Below are 17,687 nucleotides of genomic sequence, written 5' to 3'. Positions count from 1 at the left end.
CGCGATGCTGCGGCCGACCGGCCCGCTCGGTCTGTAGGAATGGAGGCCAACTCGCAGTCGGCGCCGGTCAGGACTTGTTCTGGGCCGCCTTCGCCTGACGCCGCAGCTCGGTCACGGGCTTGCCGCCGATGCCCCAGTTGTCGGTGTCGACCTCGTCGATGATGACGAAGGTGGTGGCCGGGTTCTTGTTCAGCACACGCTGCAGCAGGTCGGTCACGCCGGCGATCAGCTCGGCCTTTTGCTCGGCGGTGGCGCCTTCGCGCGTGATCTGGATGTTCACAAAGGGCATGGGGGCTCCTGGTTGCGGATCATTTCAATTCGAGAGGCGCTCAGGCGATGAGTGAGGGGGCGCCGCGCAGGCGCTCGGCCGCATCGGCGATCAGGCGCCTCATCAACTCGGCCACGCTGGGCACATCATGGATCAGCCCGGCGGCTTCACCGGCGATCACCGCAGCGGTGTCGAAGTCACCAGCGGCGCGGGCGGCGGTGTACCGCTCGGCCACCGCAGCCTGATCCCGCAGAAGCTCCAGCTCGCGGCCGCTCCATTGGCGCAGGTGGTCGTTGGCCAGGCATCTGCCCGTGTACGGGGCCGGCCACACGTTGCGGCGCGACAGGTCGAACACGATGCCGCGCTGGCTGTCGTCGCCGCTGGCCTGCACGATGCGCTGCTTGGCAGTGGCAAAGCCAGCCGCTTCTTCGGTGGCGTACAGGCGCGTGCCGAGCGCCACGCCCGCCGCGCCCAGCATCAGTGAGGCCGCCAGGCCGCGTCCATCGGCAATGCCGCCGGCGGCCACCACAGGCACCTGCGGCCCGGCCATGTCGACCAGCGCGGGGACCAGGGCCAGGGTGCCGCGGCTCACGCCGTGGCCACCGGCCTCGCTGCCTTGTGCGACCAGGATGTCGGCGCCGTGGTCGAGGGCGGCGCGCGCCATGGCCTCGGTCTGTACCTGGCACACGAGCTTGGCGCCACTTGACTTGATGCGCCCGGCAAAGGGCGAGACGTCGCCGAAGGAGAGCCACACGGCGCTGGGCCGGGATTCGAGTGCGATGTCGAGCAAGTGCGGTTGCTTCGCCAGGCTCCAGGTGATGAAACCCAGGCCGAAGGGGCGGCCGGTCGCGTCTGCCCAAGGCCGCAGCGCCGCCAGTTCCCGGCGCAGCCAGGCTTCGTCGCCGTAGCCGCCGCCCAGAAAGCCGTAGCCGCCTGCCTCGCCAACGGCCTGGACAAGGCGGGCATCTGCGACGAGATCCATGGCCGCCAGCAGGACGGGGTGGTCCACCGCGAGAGCGTCGGTCAACGCGGTCTTGAGTCGATGCGAGGTGTTCATCGCCGAAAGGGTAGTGCGGCGAGTGAATCTTTAAAAGTGAATTGTTAAGATGCCAGCGTTTCATTTGAGAGATGGCTGCATGGACCCGATCGCGCTCCAGACATTCGCCGCCGTGGCACGCCAGGGCTCGGTGAGTGGCGCAGCGACGGAACTCCACACCGTGCAGTCGAACGTCACCGCGCGGCTCAAGCAACTGGAGTCCGACCTGGGTGTCGCGCTCTTCACCCGCCACAGTCGCGGCATGCTGCTCACCGACGCCGGCACGCGCCTGCTGGGATACGTGCGCCGCCTGAGCGACCTGGCCGCGGAGGCGAGGGCGGCCGTGCTTGACGATGGCCGCGCGCAGGGCAGCCTGCGCCTGGGCTCGATGGAGACGACCGCGGCGGTTCGCTTGCCGGCTGTCCTGAGCCGCTTTCACCGCGACCACCCCGACGTGCAACTCGACGTGCGTACCGGCCCCACGGCCGAGCTGCTGGATCACGTGCTCGCCCATCGGCTCGATGCGGCTCTGGTCGCCGGGCCCGTCGACCATCCTGACCTGGTGGGCGAGGCCGTCTTTCGCGAAGAGCTGGTTCTGGTGTCGGCGCGTGGCGGCCAGCGCATTGACGAGCGGCTGCGCGACGGGGGTCTCACAGCGATCATGTTCCGCCAGGGGTGCTCATACCGCCAGCGCCTGGAGGCGCACTTCGCGGCGCAAGGCTGGCTGCCGTTTCGGCGCCTGGAGTTCGGCACGCTTGAAGGGGCGCTCGGTTGCGTGGGTGCCGGCATCGGCGTGACGGTGTTGCCACGCAGCGCGGTCGAAGGCTATCGCCGCCAGGCTGATTTGCAGGTGCAGCCGCTCGGTACGCGGCCGGCCATGGTCGAGACGCTGCTGGTGCGGCGGCGCGATTCTGGCTCGGGTGCCACGTTGCGCTCGTTCGCGGCGGCCATCAAGGCCGACGACGCGGCGCCTGCCGCGCGTGCGCGCAAGCGGCGATTACCTTAGTCACGCTGCGCGCGCAGGCCGCGCCGCTATTCTGGAGCCGGACTTCGACCGTGCCTCCAGCCCCTGTGTGGGCGTTGTATCCAGCCCTTCGGGCGTTGAACCGACACACCCATGCAAGCCACCACCCAACCCTTGTTCGGAACCCGGCGCGCGCTTGCGTTTGCCGGCCTGTCGGCTGGCCTCGCCGCGCTCGGCGGTTGCGGCATGCTGGGTCTCGGCAAGAGCCCTGCATCGATCAATGCAGTGGTCGTGGCGTCGCCCCAGGTGAACCCCGATTCGCGCAAGCGTGCCTCGCCGGTCATGGTGCGCGTGTTCGAACTCAAGTCGCCCACGCTCTTCGAACAGGCCGATTTCGTCTCGCTGTTCGAGAAGGAGCAGGCGGTGCTTGGCGCCGAGTTGCTCGGGCGCGATGAGTTCGTGCTGCGCCCCGGCGAGTCGCGTTCGGTCAACAAGGTGCTGTCGCCCGATACCCGCTACATCGGCGTGATGGGGGGCTACCGCGAGATCGAGCGCGCGCGCTGGCGCTCGATCGTGCCGATCGTCGTGGGCAAGAAGAACGAGATCCGCATCGACCTGGGCGACATCGCGGTGCAGGCGACACGCTCGTCTCCCTGAGCGCAGGCCTGCTGCCCCCGTTGCCCGACAGCCGACACACCCCCATCCCACATCCAACAACATGAGCTGGCGCGCCAAAGTCGTGTGGTCTTCGGGCATGTTCTTGCAGCCCCATCACTTTCAGCAAGAGACGCGCTACCTCGAACGGTTGGTCGATGCACGGGCGCGCTGCATGAGCCCCTTCGCGTGGGGCTTCTCGGAGCTGGAGCTCGACGAAGGCCTGCTTGCGCTCGGCAAGCTCGGCATCTCGCGCGCGAGCGGCATGCTGCCCGACGGCACGCCCTTCAGCATGCCGCAACTCGATCCGCTTCCCGCTCCGCTGGAGGTCTCGGCCGATGTAAAGGGCGAGATCATCTACCTTGCGGTGCCCTTGCAACGCGAAGGATTGAACGAGGTGGCATTCGATGGCGTAGCGGCCGCGGGCGAGGGCAGCGAGCTTGCCCGCTACAGCGCGCTCGAAGAAGAGGTGCGCGACAACACCGACGCGTCCGATGAACCCACCACCATCCAGACCGGCCGCCTTCGCCTGCGCCTGGTGCGCGCGAAAGAAGCCACCGAAGCCTTCGCGCTACTCGGCGTGGCCCTGGTGGCCGAGCGGCGCAGCGACGGGCAGGTGACGCTGGAGCGTGGGTACATCCCGCCGCAGGTGGCCATCGACGCCTCCGCGCAGCTCTCCGCCAGCGCGTCCCTGCTGCACGGGTTGATCCTGCAGCGCGCGCAGGCGCTGGCCGGCCGCATGGGGCAACTGAGCCATGGCGTGTCGGAGCTGGCCGACTTCCTGATGCTGCAAACGCTCAACCGCAACGAGCCGGTCTTCAGCCAGCATGCCGCCACGCCCAGCGCCCACCCGCGCGAACTGCATGGCGACTGCCTGCGCCTCGCCGGGGACCTCGCCACGCTGGCGAGCAACAAGCGCAGGCCGCCGGAGTTCCCGCCATACAAGCACGACGATCTTCTGCGCACTTTCACGCCTGTGTTCGATGAACTGCGCCGCATGCTGACGGCCGTGCTGGAGCAAAACGCCATCCAGATCGATCTGGTCGACCGCAAGTACGGCGTGCGCACGGCGGTCGTCACCGATCTCGAATTGGCTCGCAGCGGCACCTTCGTTCTGGCCGTGAATGCGCAGGTACCGGGTGAGCAGTTGCGCCAGCGGTTCCCGGCGCACACCAAGGTCGGGCCGGTCGACAAGATTCGCGATCTGGTCAACCTGCAGCTGCCGGGCATCGGCCTGCGCTCGCTGCCCGTGGCGCCGCGGCAATTGCCTTTCCATGCGGGCTACTTTTACTTCGAACTCGATCGCAGCACGTCCGAGTTGTGGAAGCCCATCGAGCAGAACGGCAGCGTGGCCATGCACATCTCGGGGGACTTCCCAGGGCTGGAGCTGGAGCTCTGGGCCATCCGCAAGTAGGCAGCATCGCCAGCCCGCCCTGATTGCCGAGACACGCCCATGAGCAGCTCCAACCCGGACGACCCGTTTGCCGACATCGACACCGGCCGCACGTTCATCATGCCCTCGCCAGGTGGGCGTTCGAGTGCGGCAGGCAACGCGGCCACGACGACCACGGTGCGCAGCGGTGCGGCGGCCGGGGCGGATGTCGCCGCCGACATCGGCCCCAGCGAGAGCGGCCTGAACCCGCTCGTGGCCTTGGCCAACCCCTTGCTGGCCCTGGTGCCGCAGGTGCGCGCGACCACGCACCTGAACGACCCCGCAGCCTTGCGCGAGTCGATGGCGCAAGGCATCCGCGAGTTCGAAGCCGGCGCGCGAGCCAAGGGCATTGCGCCTGAGCGGGTGCTCGCCGCGCGCTACATCCTTTGCACCCTGCTCGACGAAGTCGCGGCCACCATGCCGTGGGGCGCTTCGGGGCAATGGGGGAGGCACAGCCTGCTGGCCATGTTCCACAACGAGACCGGCGGTGGCGAGAAGGTGTTCCAGTTGATGGCCAAGCTGGCCGAGAACCCGGCGGCCAACAGAGACCTGCTGGAGTTGATCTACGCGGCACTGTGCTTCGATTTCCAGGGCCGCTACCGCGTGGTCGATGGCGGCAAGGCACAGCTCGAAGCCGTGCGCGAGCGCCTCGCGCAGATATTGCAGAAGGAGCGCGGGCCCTACGCGCCGGCGCTGGCTCAGAACTGGGTGGGCGAGAAGCCATCGCGACGCTCCATGCTCACATGGTTGCCCTTGTGGGTGACGGCGGCCGTGGTCGGCCTGCTGATGGTGCTGATCTACAGCGGCCTGGCGTTCAAGCTCAGCGGCGATTCCGACCCGGTGTACTCGCGCATTCAAGAGCTGCGGCTGCCCCCGCCCACGCCACCGGTCAAGCTGCCCGCGCCCGCACCGCGCCTGGCGCAACTGCTGATCTCGGACATCAAGGCGGAGCAGGTGGCGGTGCGTGATGAGGTCGACCGCAGCGTGGTCATAATTCGTGGTGACGGTCTTTTCGCCCCTGCCAGCGCCACGCTCAGCCCCGAGCGCGAGGCGCTGATGAAGCGCATCGCCGAAGCGTTGAAGCCGTTGCCCGGGGCGGTGGTCGTGACGGGGCACACGGACAACGTGCGCATCCGCACGGCGAGTTTCCCGTCCAACTGGCACCTCTCGGAGGCGCGTGCCAACACGGTGCGGCAGATCCTGCTGCGCAACGGCCTGCCGCCCGAGCGCGTGCGGGCCGAGGGCCGCGCCGATGGCGAACCCGTTGCGCCCAACGACTCGGTGGCGAACCGCGCGCTCAACCGACGGGTGGAGATCACGCTCTTCATCGCCCGTCCGACGCCGGCGCCCGCAAGCTGACCCATGATCAAGAAGCTCCTCGGATTCATCTTCAACCCGTGGCTGCTTCTGGCGCTCGGGCTGGCGGCGGTCGCGCTGCTGATCTGGATCGTCGGCCCGCTGATCGCCGTGGGCGACTACCGCCCGCTCGAAACGGTGACGGCGCGGGTGGTGTGCATCGGCCTGCTGGTGGTACTGATCGTCTTGCGCAACCTCTACAAGCTGTGGGCGTCGCGCAAGAAGAACGCGAAGGTCGTCGACCAGTTGCTCAGGCCGGCGGCCGCTGCCGCCGACCCGGCCGACGGCGAGATCAAGACGCTGAACGAGCGGTTCACGCAGGCGCTGCAGACGCTCAAAACGGCCCAGTTCGAACAGCCCCGCGCCGGCCTTGCAGGGCTGTGGAGCGGCTTGTCGTCGCGCCTGGGCAAGCGGTATCTGTACGAGCTGCCCTGGTACGTGATCATCGGCGCGCCGGGCTCGGGCAAGACCACGGCGCTCATCAACTCGGGGCTGAACTTTCCGCTGGCGGGCTCCTCTGGCCAGCATTCGGTGCGTGGCGTGGGTGGCACGCGCAACTGCGATTGGTGGTTCACCGACCAGGCGGTGCTCATCGACACCGCCGGCCGTTACACCACGCAAGACAGCAACAAGGGCATCGACAGCAAGGCGTGGGAAGGCTTCCTCGGCCTGCTCAAGCGCAGCCGCCCGCGCCAGCCGCTCAACGGCGTGCTGGTGACGATCTCGGTGGCCGACCTGCTCACCCAGAGCGCGGCCGAGCGCAGTCTGCATGCGGCCACGGTGCGCCAGCGCTTGCAGGAGCTGCACCAGCACCTGGGCATGCGCTTTCCGATCTACCTGCTGGTCACCAAGTGCGATCTGCTGTCGGGCTTCATGGAGACGCTGGGCGATGTCGACAAGGACACGCGCGCCACGCCTTGGGGCATGACCTTCAAGCTCGACAAGCAGCAGCACACCGACCTAGGAACCTTCAGCCACGAGTTCGACCAACTGGAGCGGCGGCTCACCGACGGCATCATCGGCAAGCTGCAGCTCGAACGCGACCTGCAGCGGCGTGCGCGCATCTATGGCTTCCCTCAGCAGTTCGAGGCCTTGCGCGACCTGCTCAAGAATTTTCTGGAGCAGGTGTTCTCGCCCTCGCAATTCGAGGCGCACCCGCTGCTGCGCGGCGTCTACTTCGTGAGCGGCACGCAAGAGGGCACGCCCATCGATCGCATGCTGGGGCGTATCGCGCGCACCTACCGGCTGGAGCGCACGGTGGTGCCGCCCCTGCAGGCCAGCGGGAAGAGCTACTTCCTCTCGCGGCTGCTCAAGGAGGTGGTGTTCGCCGAGAGCGGCCTGGCGGGCACGGACTCGAAATGGGAGCGCCGCCGCGGCCTGCTCGCGCTGGGTGCCTATGCCCTGGTGGGCGTGGTCGCCATCGGTGCCGTGATCGCCTGGGGTGTCAGCTACCTCGGCAACGAACGCTACGTGACCCAGGTCGATGCGAGCGTGGGCGATGTCAACAAGCTGGTGCAGGGCACCCCCAACCGCAACTCGCCCGACGTGCTGGTGTTGCTGCCGGCGCTGCAGGCGACGCGCGATCTCGCTCGCTCGACACACGGCGATTCACCGCCGATGTCGCTCGGCTTCGGGCTGTACCAGGGCCGCAAGCTCGACAACAGCTCGCAACTCGCGTACCGCCGCATGCTGGTCGACTCGGTGCTGCCGCGCATTGCGCTGGGCATCGAAGAACAGCTCAAGACCGGCAACGACAACCCCGAGCTGCAGTACGAGGCCCTGAAGGCCTACATCATGTTGTACGACCCGCAGCGCTTCGATGCATCGGCGCTCAAGCTGTACACCATGGCCGCCTGGGAGACGACGCTGCCGCGCTCGGTGACGACCGAGCAGCGCGCCGAACTCGAATCGCACCTGGATGCATTGCTGGCTGAAGGCGCGGTCGTTTCGCCCTTGCCCGAAGACAAGAACCTCGTTGCGCAGACACGAGCACGCCTGTCGGCCATGCCGCTCACCGAGCGTGTGTTCCGCCGCCTCGTGCGCCAGGGCGTGGGTGCGGAGTTCCCTGACTTCACCATCGCCAAGGCGGCCGGACCGGGTGCGGCGCTGGTCTTCACGCGCGCCAGCGGCCAACCCTTGACCAAGGGCGTGCCCGGCTTGTTCACGCACGATGGCTATCACAAGGGCTTCCAGCGCGAAGTGGAGCGGGTGACCGCGCAACTGGCCGACGAGGAAAGCTGGGTGCTCGGCGTGACCGACGCCCGGCGCCAGAGCGCGCTCAAGGACCTCGACGTGAAGATGCAGCTCATCGACGAGGTACGCCGCCTCTATCTCACCGAGTACGCCAAGGTGTGGGAGGCCTTCATCGCCGACATCAAGATGCTCAACACTGGCAACCTGACCCAGGCGGTACAGATGGCACGTGTGCTCTCTGCGCCCGACAACCCGCTGGTGCCGTTGCTGCGGGCCATGTCGCGCGAGACAACGCTGCGCGACTCGAAAGACGTGACGAGCAAGGTCGAGACCAAGGCACGCGATGCGCTGCAGCGCTCGCGCGAAGAGTTGATGCGGCTGCTGGGCAACAAGAGCACGGCGCCCCCGGTGGCGCCGGGCGATTCGATCGAGAGCATCGTCGACGACCGGTTCGTCGGCCTGCGGCAGTTCGTGAGCTCGCCCGACGGCAAGATCCCTGCACCCGTAGACGGCACGGTGGCGTTGATCAACGAGGTCTACACCTTGCTCACTGCTGCTGATACGGCCGTGAAGGGCGGAAACGTGCCACCGCCGTCCGATGTGCCCAACAAGGTGAAGGCCGAGTCCGCACGCCTGCCGGAGCCAGTGCGCTCCATGCTGGCCACCTTGTCGGTGAGCGGCACATCTGCGGCGCTGGCGATCACGCGCAGCAACCTGGGCAACGCCATCAACTCGGAGATCGGTGAGTTCTGCCGTCAGGCCATCAGCGGGCGCTACCCGTTTGCCAAGGGCAGCACGCGCGATGTCACCCAGGAAGACTTCGCCCGCGTGTTCGCGCCCGGCGGCTTGCTCGACGCCTTCTTCCAGAAGAACCTGGCCAACTTCGTCGATACCACCACCCGGCCCTGGAAGTTCCGAAGCGTCGATGGCGCGAGCATGGGCGCCGACAGTTCCACGCTGCTGCAGTTTCAGCACGCCGCGGTGATCCGCGACACCTTCTTCCGCGGCGGCCCGCAACTGGGCATGCGCCTCGACTTCAAGCCCCTGGAGATGGATGCCACCATCACGCAGTTCACGCTCGATGTCGACGGCCAAGTGGTGAAGTACGCCCACGGCCCGCAGATCCCGAGCAGCATTCAGTGGCCCGGCCCGCGCGGCAGCTCGCAGGTTCGCGTGGCGCTCACGCCGGTGTCGGTCAACGGCACGTCGGGCCTGGTGCACGACGGCCCCTGGGCGCTGATGCGGCTGTTCGATCGTCAGCAGATCGAAGGCGCCGGGGCACCGGAGCGCTTCAAGGCCACGTTCAACGTGGATGGACGGCGGGCCGCTTTCCTCGTCACCACCAGCAGCGTTCGCAACCCGTTCCGCTTGCCTGAACTGGAACAGTTCTCATGCCCGGGAAGACTCTGAACGAACAGTCCCTGCTTGAACTGCTCGAAGGCACGGGCGTGGGAGCCCCCGGCTGGTACGGCAAGATGGCCATGCTCGGCGACTTTGCGAGCCGGCGCCTTCCGCAAGAATTTGTCGACGTGTGCGACGACTGGTTGGCGCGCGGCGTCGAAGCAAGCCGCGCCCAGCTCGGCGAACGCTGGCTCGAGGTTTACCTTACCGGGCCGATCTGGCGCTTTGCATGGGCACCTGGGGTGGTCGACACCCAGTGGTGGTACGGCGTGATGATGCCCAGCGTCGACAAGGTTGGGCGCTACTTTCCGCTGGTGATCGTGCGCAGCGCGCCGGCCTTGCCGGGAAGCAGTGCGGGCATCCAGGCGCTGCAGAACTGGTTCGCGCACCTGAGCGCAGCCGCGCTCGGCACCTTGCAGGCGGGTGCCACGCTCGAAGACTTCGAGGTCGCGCTGGCGCGCGCTCCGGCCGCGGGCGAGATCGCCGAGCCTGGCGATGCCGCGCCCACCGCGAGCCTGCTGCCCGGCCGCGTCCGGCACAGCTTTCATGGCGTAGCCAATCTCGGGACCTGGGTGCAGGCACTGCTGGCCGACGACGTGATGCTGCGCTTTGCAGGCCGCAGCCTGTGGTGGCCTGACCATGCCGACACGCCGGACAACAGCCTCAGCGTGGCGCAGGGCCTGCCACCCGCGCAGTATTTCTGCGAACTTCTGGAGGGGCATTGGTAGCTCGTCAGGCATGCCCATGCTGGGCGCGTGGAGCGCAGATTGCCCGCGTCCGGCATGAACAACAAGCCCGCGCCGACCCCTGCAAATGATGCCGATCCTGCGCCTGCAACGCGCTGGAACGGGCTGCTGGCGTTGATCGCCATTGCATCGGTCGAGATCATCCTGGGAACGACCGTGCAGCGGGTGACCGCCCGCCAGCCTGTGGCCACCACCCAGATGCTGTCTGGCGTGCAACCACAGGGCCCGACCACGGACGCCGAAGCGCTGGCGCAATGGGCCGTGCGAAGTGGCGATGCGGGCCAGCGGCCGTTCGTGATCGTCGACAAGCGCCAGGCCCGCGTGCTGGCGTACGACGCCTCCGGCACGTTGCAACGTGCCAGCCCGGCGCTTCTCGGGTTGGCTCGCGGCGACGATTCGGTACCGGGCATCGGCACGCGCAAGGTGGCCGATGTTCGCCCCGAGGAACGCATCACGCCCGCCGGGCGCTTCGTGGCCCGCCCCGGCATCAATCTCGATGGCGAGGACGTGGTCTGGGTCGACTACAACGCGGCGGTGTCGATGCACCGCGTGCGCGCGACGCAGGCAAGCGAGCGCCGTCTGCAGCGGTTGGCGTCGCCGACGTCGGCGGACAACCGCATCTCCTACGGCTGCATCAACCTGCCGGCGCCGTTCTATGACGACGTGATCGCGCCAATGGCGAGGCGTGGCCCTACGGTCGTCTACGTGCTGCCGGAAACGCGGCCCCTCGGCTCAGTGTTTGCTGTGGCACGCCCGGGTCGCTCGGCGTAGCCCTGGTGCTCAAGGCCGGACCAACGAAAACCGGGCCCGAAGGCCCGGCTTGTTGACGAAGTCACCGGACGAATCAGTTGCGATCGGCGCGCGGCGCCGGCATGTCGGTGCTCATGCTCGGGCTGGTCGTGGTGCTCGAACTCGGGCTGCCGGTCGTGCCCATGTTGCTGCTCGAGGGCTGCGTGTCGGGCGTGATCGGCGGCGTCTGAGTCGTCGTGACCGTGGGTGGGCTCGTGGGCTGCGCGGCCATGGAGGGTTGCTGGTCGGTTGTCGTGGTCTGGGCAATGCTCAGGCCGGCGGCTGCCACGAGGGCGACCACGGCTGCGAGATTCAATCCGTGTCTCATGTCGGACTCCTTTCCAGTGGTTTCAGGGGCGGGGCTCGCGCCCCGGTGCTGGAAACGGGCAATCCATATGCCGACCGAGGCGCCAGGCGGCGTCCACGAGTGTCGGACACCGCCTACTTGACCAACATCACGCGCATGCCGAGCGGCTTGCCTGCCACGCGATCGAGCACCTGCACCGTGGTCTCGCGTGGCTTGAAGCCGTCGGGCAGCGCCTGGCTGCCGCGCACCACCTCATGGCTGCCGAGTTCCAGCGCCACGGGCTTGAGCGCCACCGAGGTGTCCGGGCCGCGCGCCGACTGCCCCGACACGGTGAGTTGCAGAACCCCGGCGAGCGGCTTGCCGCCAGAGCGATCGCGTGTCAGCACCACATCGTAGACAAGGGCGCCGCCTTTGGTGGTGAATCGGCCGGCGCGTACCTCGACGCTGCCGCCGCGCGGATCGGGCGGCAGTGAAGCCACGATGCTGCTCAGATCCTGCCGCAGCCCCTCGCTGTCGGAGCGGGCACCGGCCAGTTCACCGGTGAGGCGCTTCTTGTCGGCAAGCGCGCTCTGGAGTTGCTTCTGCGAGTCGCCCAGTTCGCGCTGCAGGCGCGTGCGCTCGGCGTCGGCCTTTTCGTAGGCACTGGTCAATTCGGCCGATGCGGATGCCGACAGGCGCTTGGGCAGGTAACGCTCCTGCATCACCAAGACCACCACGGCACCGAGCGCCATGCCGCCTAACAGGAGCAACAGCCAGCGCGGCGGGCGCCCCCCCTTTCGGCGGCTGCCATAGGACTCGAGGACGACGGGTTTGGACTGACCGAACATTGCGAGGTACTTCAGAGCTGATTTCAGGGGAATGGGGCAGGGTACAACCAGCGAAAAGCCCCCGTGAAACACGATGTGCCAAACGCGAACGGCTGCTTGAACACGCTGACACGCCCTTACAGTCCTGCATGCCCGAGAAACTGCAAGACGGTGCGGCCACGAGCCCCTCCGAGACCCTGAGCCTGCCCAACCCGCGCCACGCCCGGCGCATCCCTGCCCACATCCGCAAGGAAGACTTCAACCGGATCCGTCAGGCCGCCTACCTGCTGCCGCAGGTCGTCAAGCCGGCCGACTACGTGCCAGAGCGCAGCGCAGGCTTCGAAGATCACCTCGACAAGCTGGGCCTCGTGCTGCTGCAAAAGGCGGTGGCCGGTGCGCGCCCCAGCCGCTGGATCGCACCGGGCCTGATCGACACGGCGCTCCAGCACCTCGATGCACTCGGCAGCGGCCCCGAAGTGCGGCCCCTGATGCTCGAGCGCAGCGCGGTGCTCGACGCGCTGGGCGTTTCGCGCGATGCCGGCGCGTGGACGCGCGTGGCCACCGATACGCTGCACCTCGACGAGTCGGGCTGGAAGGTGCCCGTGCTGTTCAGGGTGCCGGTCGATGAGGCCCCGATCTGGGCCTACTACCGCACGGGCGATCAGGCGGCCTTGTTGCAGGCGCTCGGGCCCGTGCCGTCGTACCCGCATGCCGACACCTTGCTCGCTCACCTGAACAAGCTCGCCGCGCGCAGCCGGGCCTACACGCCGCGGCATCTGCAGGCGCTGCTCCCGCGCCTGCAGTCGGAGTGCGCGTTGCCGCAGGCCACGGCGCACCCGCAGGAGCTGCTGGCCGCTTGCACGCGCGCGCAGGATCGCTGGGAGCATCACGCCACGGAACTCGACACGCTCGAGGGCCTGCACACCGAACTCGCCTTCCAGGGCTACCCGGATTCCTTCCCTCAGGCGCGGCAGTTGCAGCGCCGCGTGAAGCTCTTCGTCGGCCCGCCCAACAGCGGCAAGACGCATGCGGCGTTCGAGCGCTTGGCGGCATCAGGGCACGGGGCCTATCTCGCGCCGCTGCGCCTGCTGGCGCTAGAAGGTCGTGACCGCCTCGCGGCGCGCGGCGTGCCGTGCTCTTTGCTCACCGGCGAAGAGAACGTGCCCGCAGACGCCGCACGCGTGGTGTCGAGCACCATCGAGATGGTCGCCACCGGCAAGCCGATCGAGGTGGCGGTGATCGACGAGGCGCAGATGCTCTTCGACCCGTACCGCGGCTGGGCCTGGACACAGGCGATCGTGGCGGTGCCGGCGCAAGAGGTCATCATCATCTGCTCGAGCTACGCGGTGCCCGCCATCGAGAACCTGCTCGGCCTGTGCGGTGAGCGCTGCGAGGTGAGGCACTTCGAGCGCAAGCAGCACGTGGAGTTGCTGGCCCACCCGGTACCCATCTCCAGCCTGCAACTGGGCGACGCGGTGGTGGCTTTCAGCCGCCGTGACGTGCTGATGCTGCGCGACCAGATCGCGGCCAGCGGGCACCCGGTGTCGGTGATCTACGGTGCGCTGCCGCCCGAAGTGCGGCGCCGCGAGGCCGAGCGCTTTGCCGAGGGCGAGTCGCACATTCTCGTGGCCACCGATGCCATCGGCATGGGCCTGAATCTGCCGATCCGGCGCGTGCTCTTCAGCACCTTGAGCAAGTTCGACGGCCAGGGCACCCGCACGCTCGACGAATCCGAAGTGCACCAGATCGCCGGCCGCGCCGGCCGCTTCGGCATGCATGAAGAGGGCTACACCGGTGTCTTGAAAGAGGCCGAACCGAGCGCCGCCAAGGTGCTCAAGGAGCTGCTGCCCAAGACGCCGAGGGCGCCGCGTGACTTCAAGGCGCCGGTGGCGCCGAACGGGTGGCATGTGGACACGATTGCGTCGCGCCTGCAACTCACCCGCCTGCGCGAGGTGCTGGGCGTGTTCATGGAGCAGTTGCGGCTCGACGACGCTCACTTTGCAGTCGCCGAGCTGGAGCAGATGCTGGAGCTGGCCGAACAACTCGACCAGAGCGCCGCGAGCCTGACTTTGCGGCAGCGCTTCACCTACGCGCAGGCGCCGGTCGATTCACGCACTGAATCGCAGGTGCAGGAGTTCCTGCAATGGAGCAGCAGCCACGCGCGCACCGGCCGGGCAGGGCGGCCGTGGTTCCTGGACGACGTGGACGGCCACAGCCGCCTCGACCGCATGGAGCAGGCGTTGCGCTCGTGCACCTTGTGGCTCTGGCTGAGCCTGCGCTTCCCGGGTGTCTACGGGCATGGCGACGAGGTGGTGGCGCTGCGCGAGGTGCTCAACGACGGCATCGAGCGGCAGCTCAAGGGCAAGAAGCCGCTGGCGCAGCTTCGGCGTGGCATGCGGCGCATGCATTGAGGCCGGTGTCGTGCGCGAGGCCATGGCTCGCGCGAGCCTCGCGGCCTCACTTGCTGCGCATCAACTCCGACCAGTCGAACTTGCCTGTCGACTCGAAGCTCCTGCCGCCCAGGGCGCCACCGGAGAGCCTGCCGCGCAGGGCGTACTCCACCGGGCCGCTCTCCTTGCTTGCCACCATGCCCATCACGCGCCGCATGGCAGCCATCGCCGATACCGACACGGGCACCGTGATGACCGACTCGCCGAAGCGGGGCACGGTGCCTTGCGCGTCGCTCACGCCGGTGGCGAAGGTGGTGTTGGCCATGTCGATCGACAGGGAGACGCCGTCGTAGTCGACGGGTGTGTCGTTCGGGTTCTGCACGCGCAGCTTGACGGCCAGGCGCATTTCCATGCCCTGGCCCTGCATCGGCTCGACGCCCACCATGTTGACCTGCAAGGGTGTGCCGAAGCCTGCGCAGCCCGAGAGCAGCCAGGCGGCCGCCGCGGCTGCGGCCCATCGACAACATTCACGTCTGTTCATCGTTCAAGGCCCTGAAAGTCGGTCGGGTTCGGTCTCGTCGTACAGGCTGGACATCTGCGTGGCCTCGCTGGGGTCACCCACCCACACGGCGATCGCACTGTAGTTGTCCTGGCGCGGCAAGGCGGCGGCTTGGATCCCGCTCGCCATCAGGCCCAGCCATTCGTCGGGGGTCTTCGATGTAGCGAGCATCGACTCGATGGTCTGCGTGTCGAAGTGATCCCACCATCCGTCTGAGCAGAGCAGGAAGGCATCGCCGTCGGCGATCAGCGCGCGCTGCGGCAGCGTATTCGGCTCGACACCCTCTTCGGTGCCCATGGCGCTGAGCAACTGGTTCTTGCTCGGGTGGTTGCGAGCTTCTTCGGGCGTGAGGTAGCCCGCGCTCAGCATGCGTTGCACCACGCTGTCGTCTTCGGTGATGTGGGTCACGCGGCCGTGGCGCAGCATGTACAGGCGCGAGTCGCCCACGTGCGACCAGAGGGCTTCTTCGCGCTCGGCGTCGATCCACAACGCCACCAGCGTCGCATGCATGCGGTCGCGGCTGCGCTTGTCCTGGCTCTGAACCAGCGTCTCGTTGGTCTCGCACACGACCTGGGTGAGCTGCTCGGGGCTGAGCTCGGTGGACGATTGCAGGCCGAGCGCCGTCACACGCACGACGATGTCGGATGCGATGGCACCCCCGCGGTGGCCCCCGGCTCCGTCGGACAGCACCGCATACCAGAGCGCCCCGCTCTGGCCGTGGCGCATGTCGTCCTCGTTGTGGCTGCGCCCACCGACCTCGCATCGCGTGGCGATCTCAACCTGGAGCATGGCGTGCGTCTTTCAGGGTCAGATGGGGTGGCGGGATTCGTCCAGCCGATCCAGCTGTTCTTCATAGGCGCTGATGAAGGCCTTGCCGAAGAGATCGTGGAAGTCGTCCTGTGCGTCGTCACGGATGCGCTTGTAGTGCTGCAGGTACAGCTCCCACAGCTTGGCGCGGCGGTTCATGGGCAGCACGCTGTCGAGCATGCTGCTGCCGGTGAGCTTGCCTTCGAGCCGCGCGGGTTCGAAGCGTTCGAGCACGCCCGCCAGCGCAGCGCGCATGCCGGCCATGGTGCCGATGGCGTGGCCGACTAGGTCGTTCATCACGTCGTTCACCGCGTCGGGGCCCATCAGGAAGCCGCGCATCGGGGGTTGCAGCAACTGCTCGATCGCCACCCCGGCATCGGGCGAGAACTTGAGCGGATTGTTATTGCGCGCCTGGATGGTGGTCACGTCGGCGCGCAACTCCTGCTTGGCGGCGGCGCGAACAGCCACGAGCTTGATGGTGCCGTCGATCGAGTGGTGCATCACCTGCCCCAGCAGCTTCATCAACTCGGGCGTGAGGCCTTGCGGGAGCTTGATGCGCACGCCGGCGCCTTCGCAGAAGGCGGCCCAGAGCGCGTCGACCTCGCCGGCGGCGAGCGGCCGGGACGACGTGGCGGGCGCTTCGGCCTCGGGCGGCAGTGCATCGAATGGCGCCGGGGCCGAGTCGAACTCGAGTTCGGAGCTCTTGATGCCGGGCACGGTGGCGGGCGAACTCGTGTCGTCCACGCGCATCGCGGCGGGAACAGGTCGGCGTGGGGCTGGCGGTGGCGCTGGGGCGGCCTCGGGCTTGGGTGCGGTGACGGGAGCGCGGGCCGCCGCCATGGGCTCCGGTGGCGCCTTGACGGCGGGCGGCGCGTACGCGGATTTCATCTCCGGCGTGTGGTTGAAGGCTGCGGCCGGCGCGGGCGCGGGGGGGCGGTGCGAGGCGGGCGCATCGAACATGGCCATCGGGTCCTTGTTCTCGGGCGCGGCGCCTGCCTCAGGTTTGGCGGGCGCGAGAAACGCGGCGAGCGGGTCGCTGCCGGCAGCGGGCGCTGCACTCAAGCCAAAGGCTTCGTCCAGGTTGCCACCAGCCGACGATTTGCCGAGCAGATCGCCGAGGCCGAGATCCGTGGGCAGGGGATCGCCCGGCGCCGAAGCGGGCGACGCTGACGGCGCGCCGCGCATGAAGGTGTCGAGCGGGCCCTTGGCGGAAGCCACGGACGCGGCGGACGCCCCCGCTGCGGGCAGATCGGCAAAGGGATCGAAATCGTCGGGCAGGCGCGCAGGTGCGGCACCCGGTGACGGCATGCGCACGTGGGCAGTGGTGGTGGGGTGGTTGGTCTTGCTGACGGGGCCCAGCAGGCCGGCGAACGGGTCGTTGGCGGTGGGCGGTGCGGCGTTGGCCAGGAGATCGGCGAACGGGTTGCCGGCGGGGGGCGCTGTCGTCGGTGCGGACGCCCTGGCTGGCGTGGCGGTGGGCGGTGCCGCAGGTGTCGGCGGTGCCGAGATCGATGCCGCCGGCATCGGCGTGGCCGCCTTGGCTTGCGCTGCAGCGGCCGCCGCGGCGCGCAGCCGTGGGTTGGTGCGGATGTCGGAGGCCGAGGCCCGGATCACCGTGCGCGCATCCATGGGTGCCTGCGTGGCGGGTTCGTTGTTGTCGCTCACCGAGGCGCGCATGCCGTACCCGGCGATGACGATTTCGTCGCCATGGTTGAGTGCCGCGCTTTCTCCGGGGCTGATGGCGCGCCCGTTGAGCAGGATGGCGTTGGCGCTCCCCACGTTGCGGATGGAAAACGCGCCGCTGCTGAACCACACCTCGGCTTGCAACCGCGAGATGTGGCGCTCAGGGTCGGGCAGGGTGAGCGTATTGGTGTCGGAACGCCCGATCGTGCCGCCGCGTTCGTCGAAGTGCCCGGTGATGGCCTGCGTCAGGGTGTCGTTCTTGAGTGTGTGGGCGCGAATCACGAGATTCATGGGAG

General features: G+C 68.2%; 15 protein-coding genes. 8 read left to right on the top strand and 7 right to left on the bottom strand.

Annotated features, from left to right (window positions below; genetic code table 11):
* Positions 1 to 67 precede the first annotated feature (67 nt).
* Both AC1KAR_RS16465 and AC1KAR_RS16460 read right to left on the bottom strand, forming a co-directional pair.
* The gene (locus AC1KAR_RS16465) at positions 68 to 289 is read right to left on the bottom strand and encodes a 2-hydroxymuconate tautomerase family protein (protein WP_480319640.1); all 222 of its coding nucleotides are present in this window, start codon (positions 287 to 289) and stop codon (positions 68 to 70) included.
* Positions 290 to 329: 40 nt separating this feature from the next.
* Positions 330 to 1,325 (bottom strand): NAD(P)H-dependent flavin oxidoreductase, encoded by a 996-nt coding sequence (locus tag AC1KAR_RS16460; RefSeq protein ID WP_480319638.1) that lies wholly within the window; start codon positions 1,323 to 1,325, stop codon positions 330 to 332.
* Positions 1,326 to 1,404: 79 nt separating this feature from the next.
* On the opposite strand from AC1KAR_RS16460, the gene AC1KAR_RS16455 reads away from it, so the two are divergent.
* The 7 genes from AC1KAR_RS16455 to AC1KAR_RS16425 all read left to right on the top strand — a co-directional run bounded on the left by AC1KAR_RS16455 (position 1,405) and on the right by AC1KAR_RS16425 (position 10,821).
* Positions 1,405 to 2,310, top strand: a complete 906-nt coding sequence (locus AC1KAR_RS16455) for a LysR substrate-binding domain-containing protein (protein ID WP_480319636.1) — start codon at positions 1,405 to 1,407, stop codon at positions 2,308 to 2,310.
* Positions 2,311 to 2,421: 111 nt separating this feature from the next.
* Positions 2,422 to 2,925 carry a type VI secretion system lipoprotein TssJ gene (gene tssJ / locus AC1KAR_RS16450; protein WP_480319634.1) on the top strand — a complete coding sequence of 168 codons (504 nt, stop codon included), beginning with the start codon at positions 2,422 to 2,424 and terminating at the stop codon, positions 2,923 to 2,925.
* 61 nt (positions 2,926 to 2,986) lie between these two features.
* Complete coding sequence (gene tssK, locus AC1KAR_RS16445; protein WP_480319632.1) at positions 2,987 to 4,336, top strand: type VI secretion system baseplate subunit TssK; 1,350 nt, start codon at positions 2,987 to 2,989, stop codon at positions 4,334 to 4,336.
* Positions 4,337 to 4,375: 39 nt separating this feature from the next.
* Complete coding sequence (locus AC1KAR_RS16440; RefSeq protein WP_480319630.1) at positions 4,376 to 5,713, top strand: DotU family type VI secretion system protein; 1,338 nt, start codon at positions 4,376 to 4,378, stop codon at positions 5,711 to 5,713.
* Positions 5,714 to 5,716: 3 nt separating this feature from the next.
* Positions 5,717 to 9,313, top strand: coding sequence for a type VI secretion system membrane subunit TssM (gene tssM, locus AC1KAR_RS16435; protein WP_480319628.1), 3,597 nt, complete (start codon positions 5,717 to 5,719; stop codon positions 9,311 to 9,313).
* On the top strand, positions 9,295 to 10,032 hold the full coding sequence (gene tagF, locus AC1KAR_RS16430) for a type VI secretion system-associated protein TagF (protein ID WP_480319626.1): 738 nt from the start codon (positions 9,295 to 9,297) through the stop codon (positions 10,030 to 10,032). Before tssM ends, tagF begins: the two co-directional genes overlap by 19 nt.
* Before the next feature lie 54 nt (positions 10,033 to 10,086).
* A complete protein-coding gene (locus AC1KAR_RS16425) occupies positions 10,087 to 10,821 on the top strand; it encodes a hypothetical protein (protein WP_480319625.1) in 735 nt (244 codons plus the stop codon).
* 73 nt (positions 10,822 to 10,894) lie between these two features.
* Here the strand turns inward: AC1KAR_RS16425 and AC1KAR_RS16420 are convergent, their stop codons facing one another.
* Together AC1KAR_RS16420 and AC1KAR_RS16415 are read right to left on the bottom strand one after the other, a co-directional pair.
* Positions 10,895 to 11,167, bottom strand: a complete 273-nt coding sequence (locus AC1KAR_RS16420; protein ID WP_480319623.1) for a hypothetical protein — start codon at positions 11,165 to 11,167, stop codon at positions 10,895 to 10,897.
* Positions 11,168 to 11,280: 113 nt separating this feature from the next.
* Positions 11,281 to 11,973 (bottom strand): hypothetical protein, encoded by a 693-nt coding sequence (locus AC1KAR_RS16415; RefSeq protein WP_480319621.1) that lies wholly within the window; start codon positions 11,971 to 11,973, stop codon positions 11,281 to 11,283.
* Between the two features lie 128 nt (positions 11,974 to 12,101).
* Between AC1KAR_RS16415 and AC1KAR_RS16410 the strand changes: the two genes are divergently transcribed.
* Positions 12,102 to 14,363, top strand: coding sequence for a helicase-related protein (locus AC1KAR_RS16410; RefSeq protein ID WP_480319619.1), 2,262 nt, complete (start codon positions 12,102 to 12,104; stop codon positions 14,361 to 14,363).
* Between the two features lie 46 nt (positions 14,364 to 14,409).
* On the opposite strand, the gene AC1KAR_RS16405 is transcribed toward AC1KAR_RS16410, so the two are convergent.
* The 3 genes from AC1KAR_RS16405 to tagH are packed head-to-tail and all read right to left on the bottom strand — an operon-like array spanning position 14,410 to position 17,682.
* Positions 14,410 to 14,883 carry an LEA/WHy family protein gene (locus AC1KAR_RS16405; RefSeq protein WP_480319617.1) on the bottom strand — a complete coding sequence of 158 codons (474 nt, stop codon included), beginning with the start codon at positions 14,881 to 14,883 and terminating at the stop codon, positions 14,410 to 14,412.
* A 3-nt stretch (positions 14,884 to 14,886) separates the two neighbouring features.
* Positions 14,887 to 15,690, bottom strand: coding sequence for a PP2C family protein-serine/threonine phosphatase (locus tag AC1KAR_RS16400; RefSeq protein WP_480319615.1), 804 nt, complete (start codon positions 15,688 to 15,690; stop codon positions 14,887 to 14,889).
* A gap of 18 nt (positions 15,691 to 15,708) precedes the next feature.
* On the bottom strand, positions 15,709 to 17,682 hold the full coding sequence (gene tagH, locus AC1KAR_RS16395) for a type VI secretion system-associated FHA domain protein TagH (protein ID WP_480319613.1): 1,974 nt from the start codon (positions 17,680 to 17,682) through the stop codon (positions 15,709 to 15,711).
* Positions 17,683 to 17,687: the final 5 nt, after the last annotated feature.

This window comes from Piscinibacter sp. PDB1-1 (genome assembly GCF_056675995.1).
The sequence above is the reverse complement of the archived record's forward strand: the minus strand, read 5'-3'. Positions and strand labels throughout refer to the sequence as shown.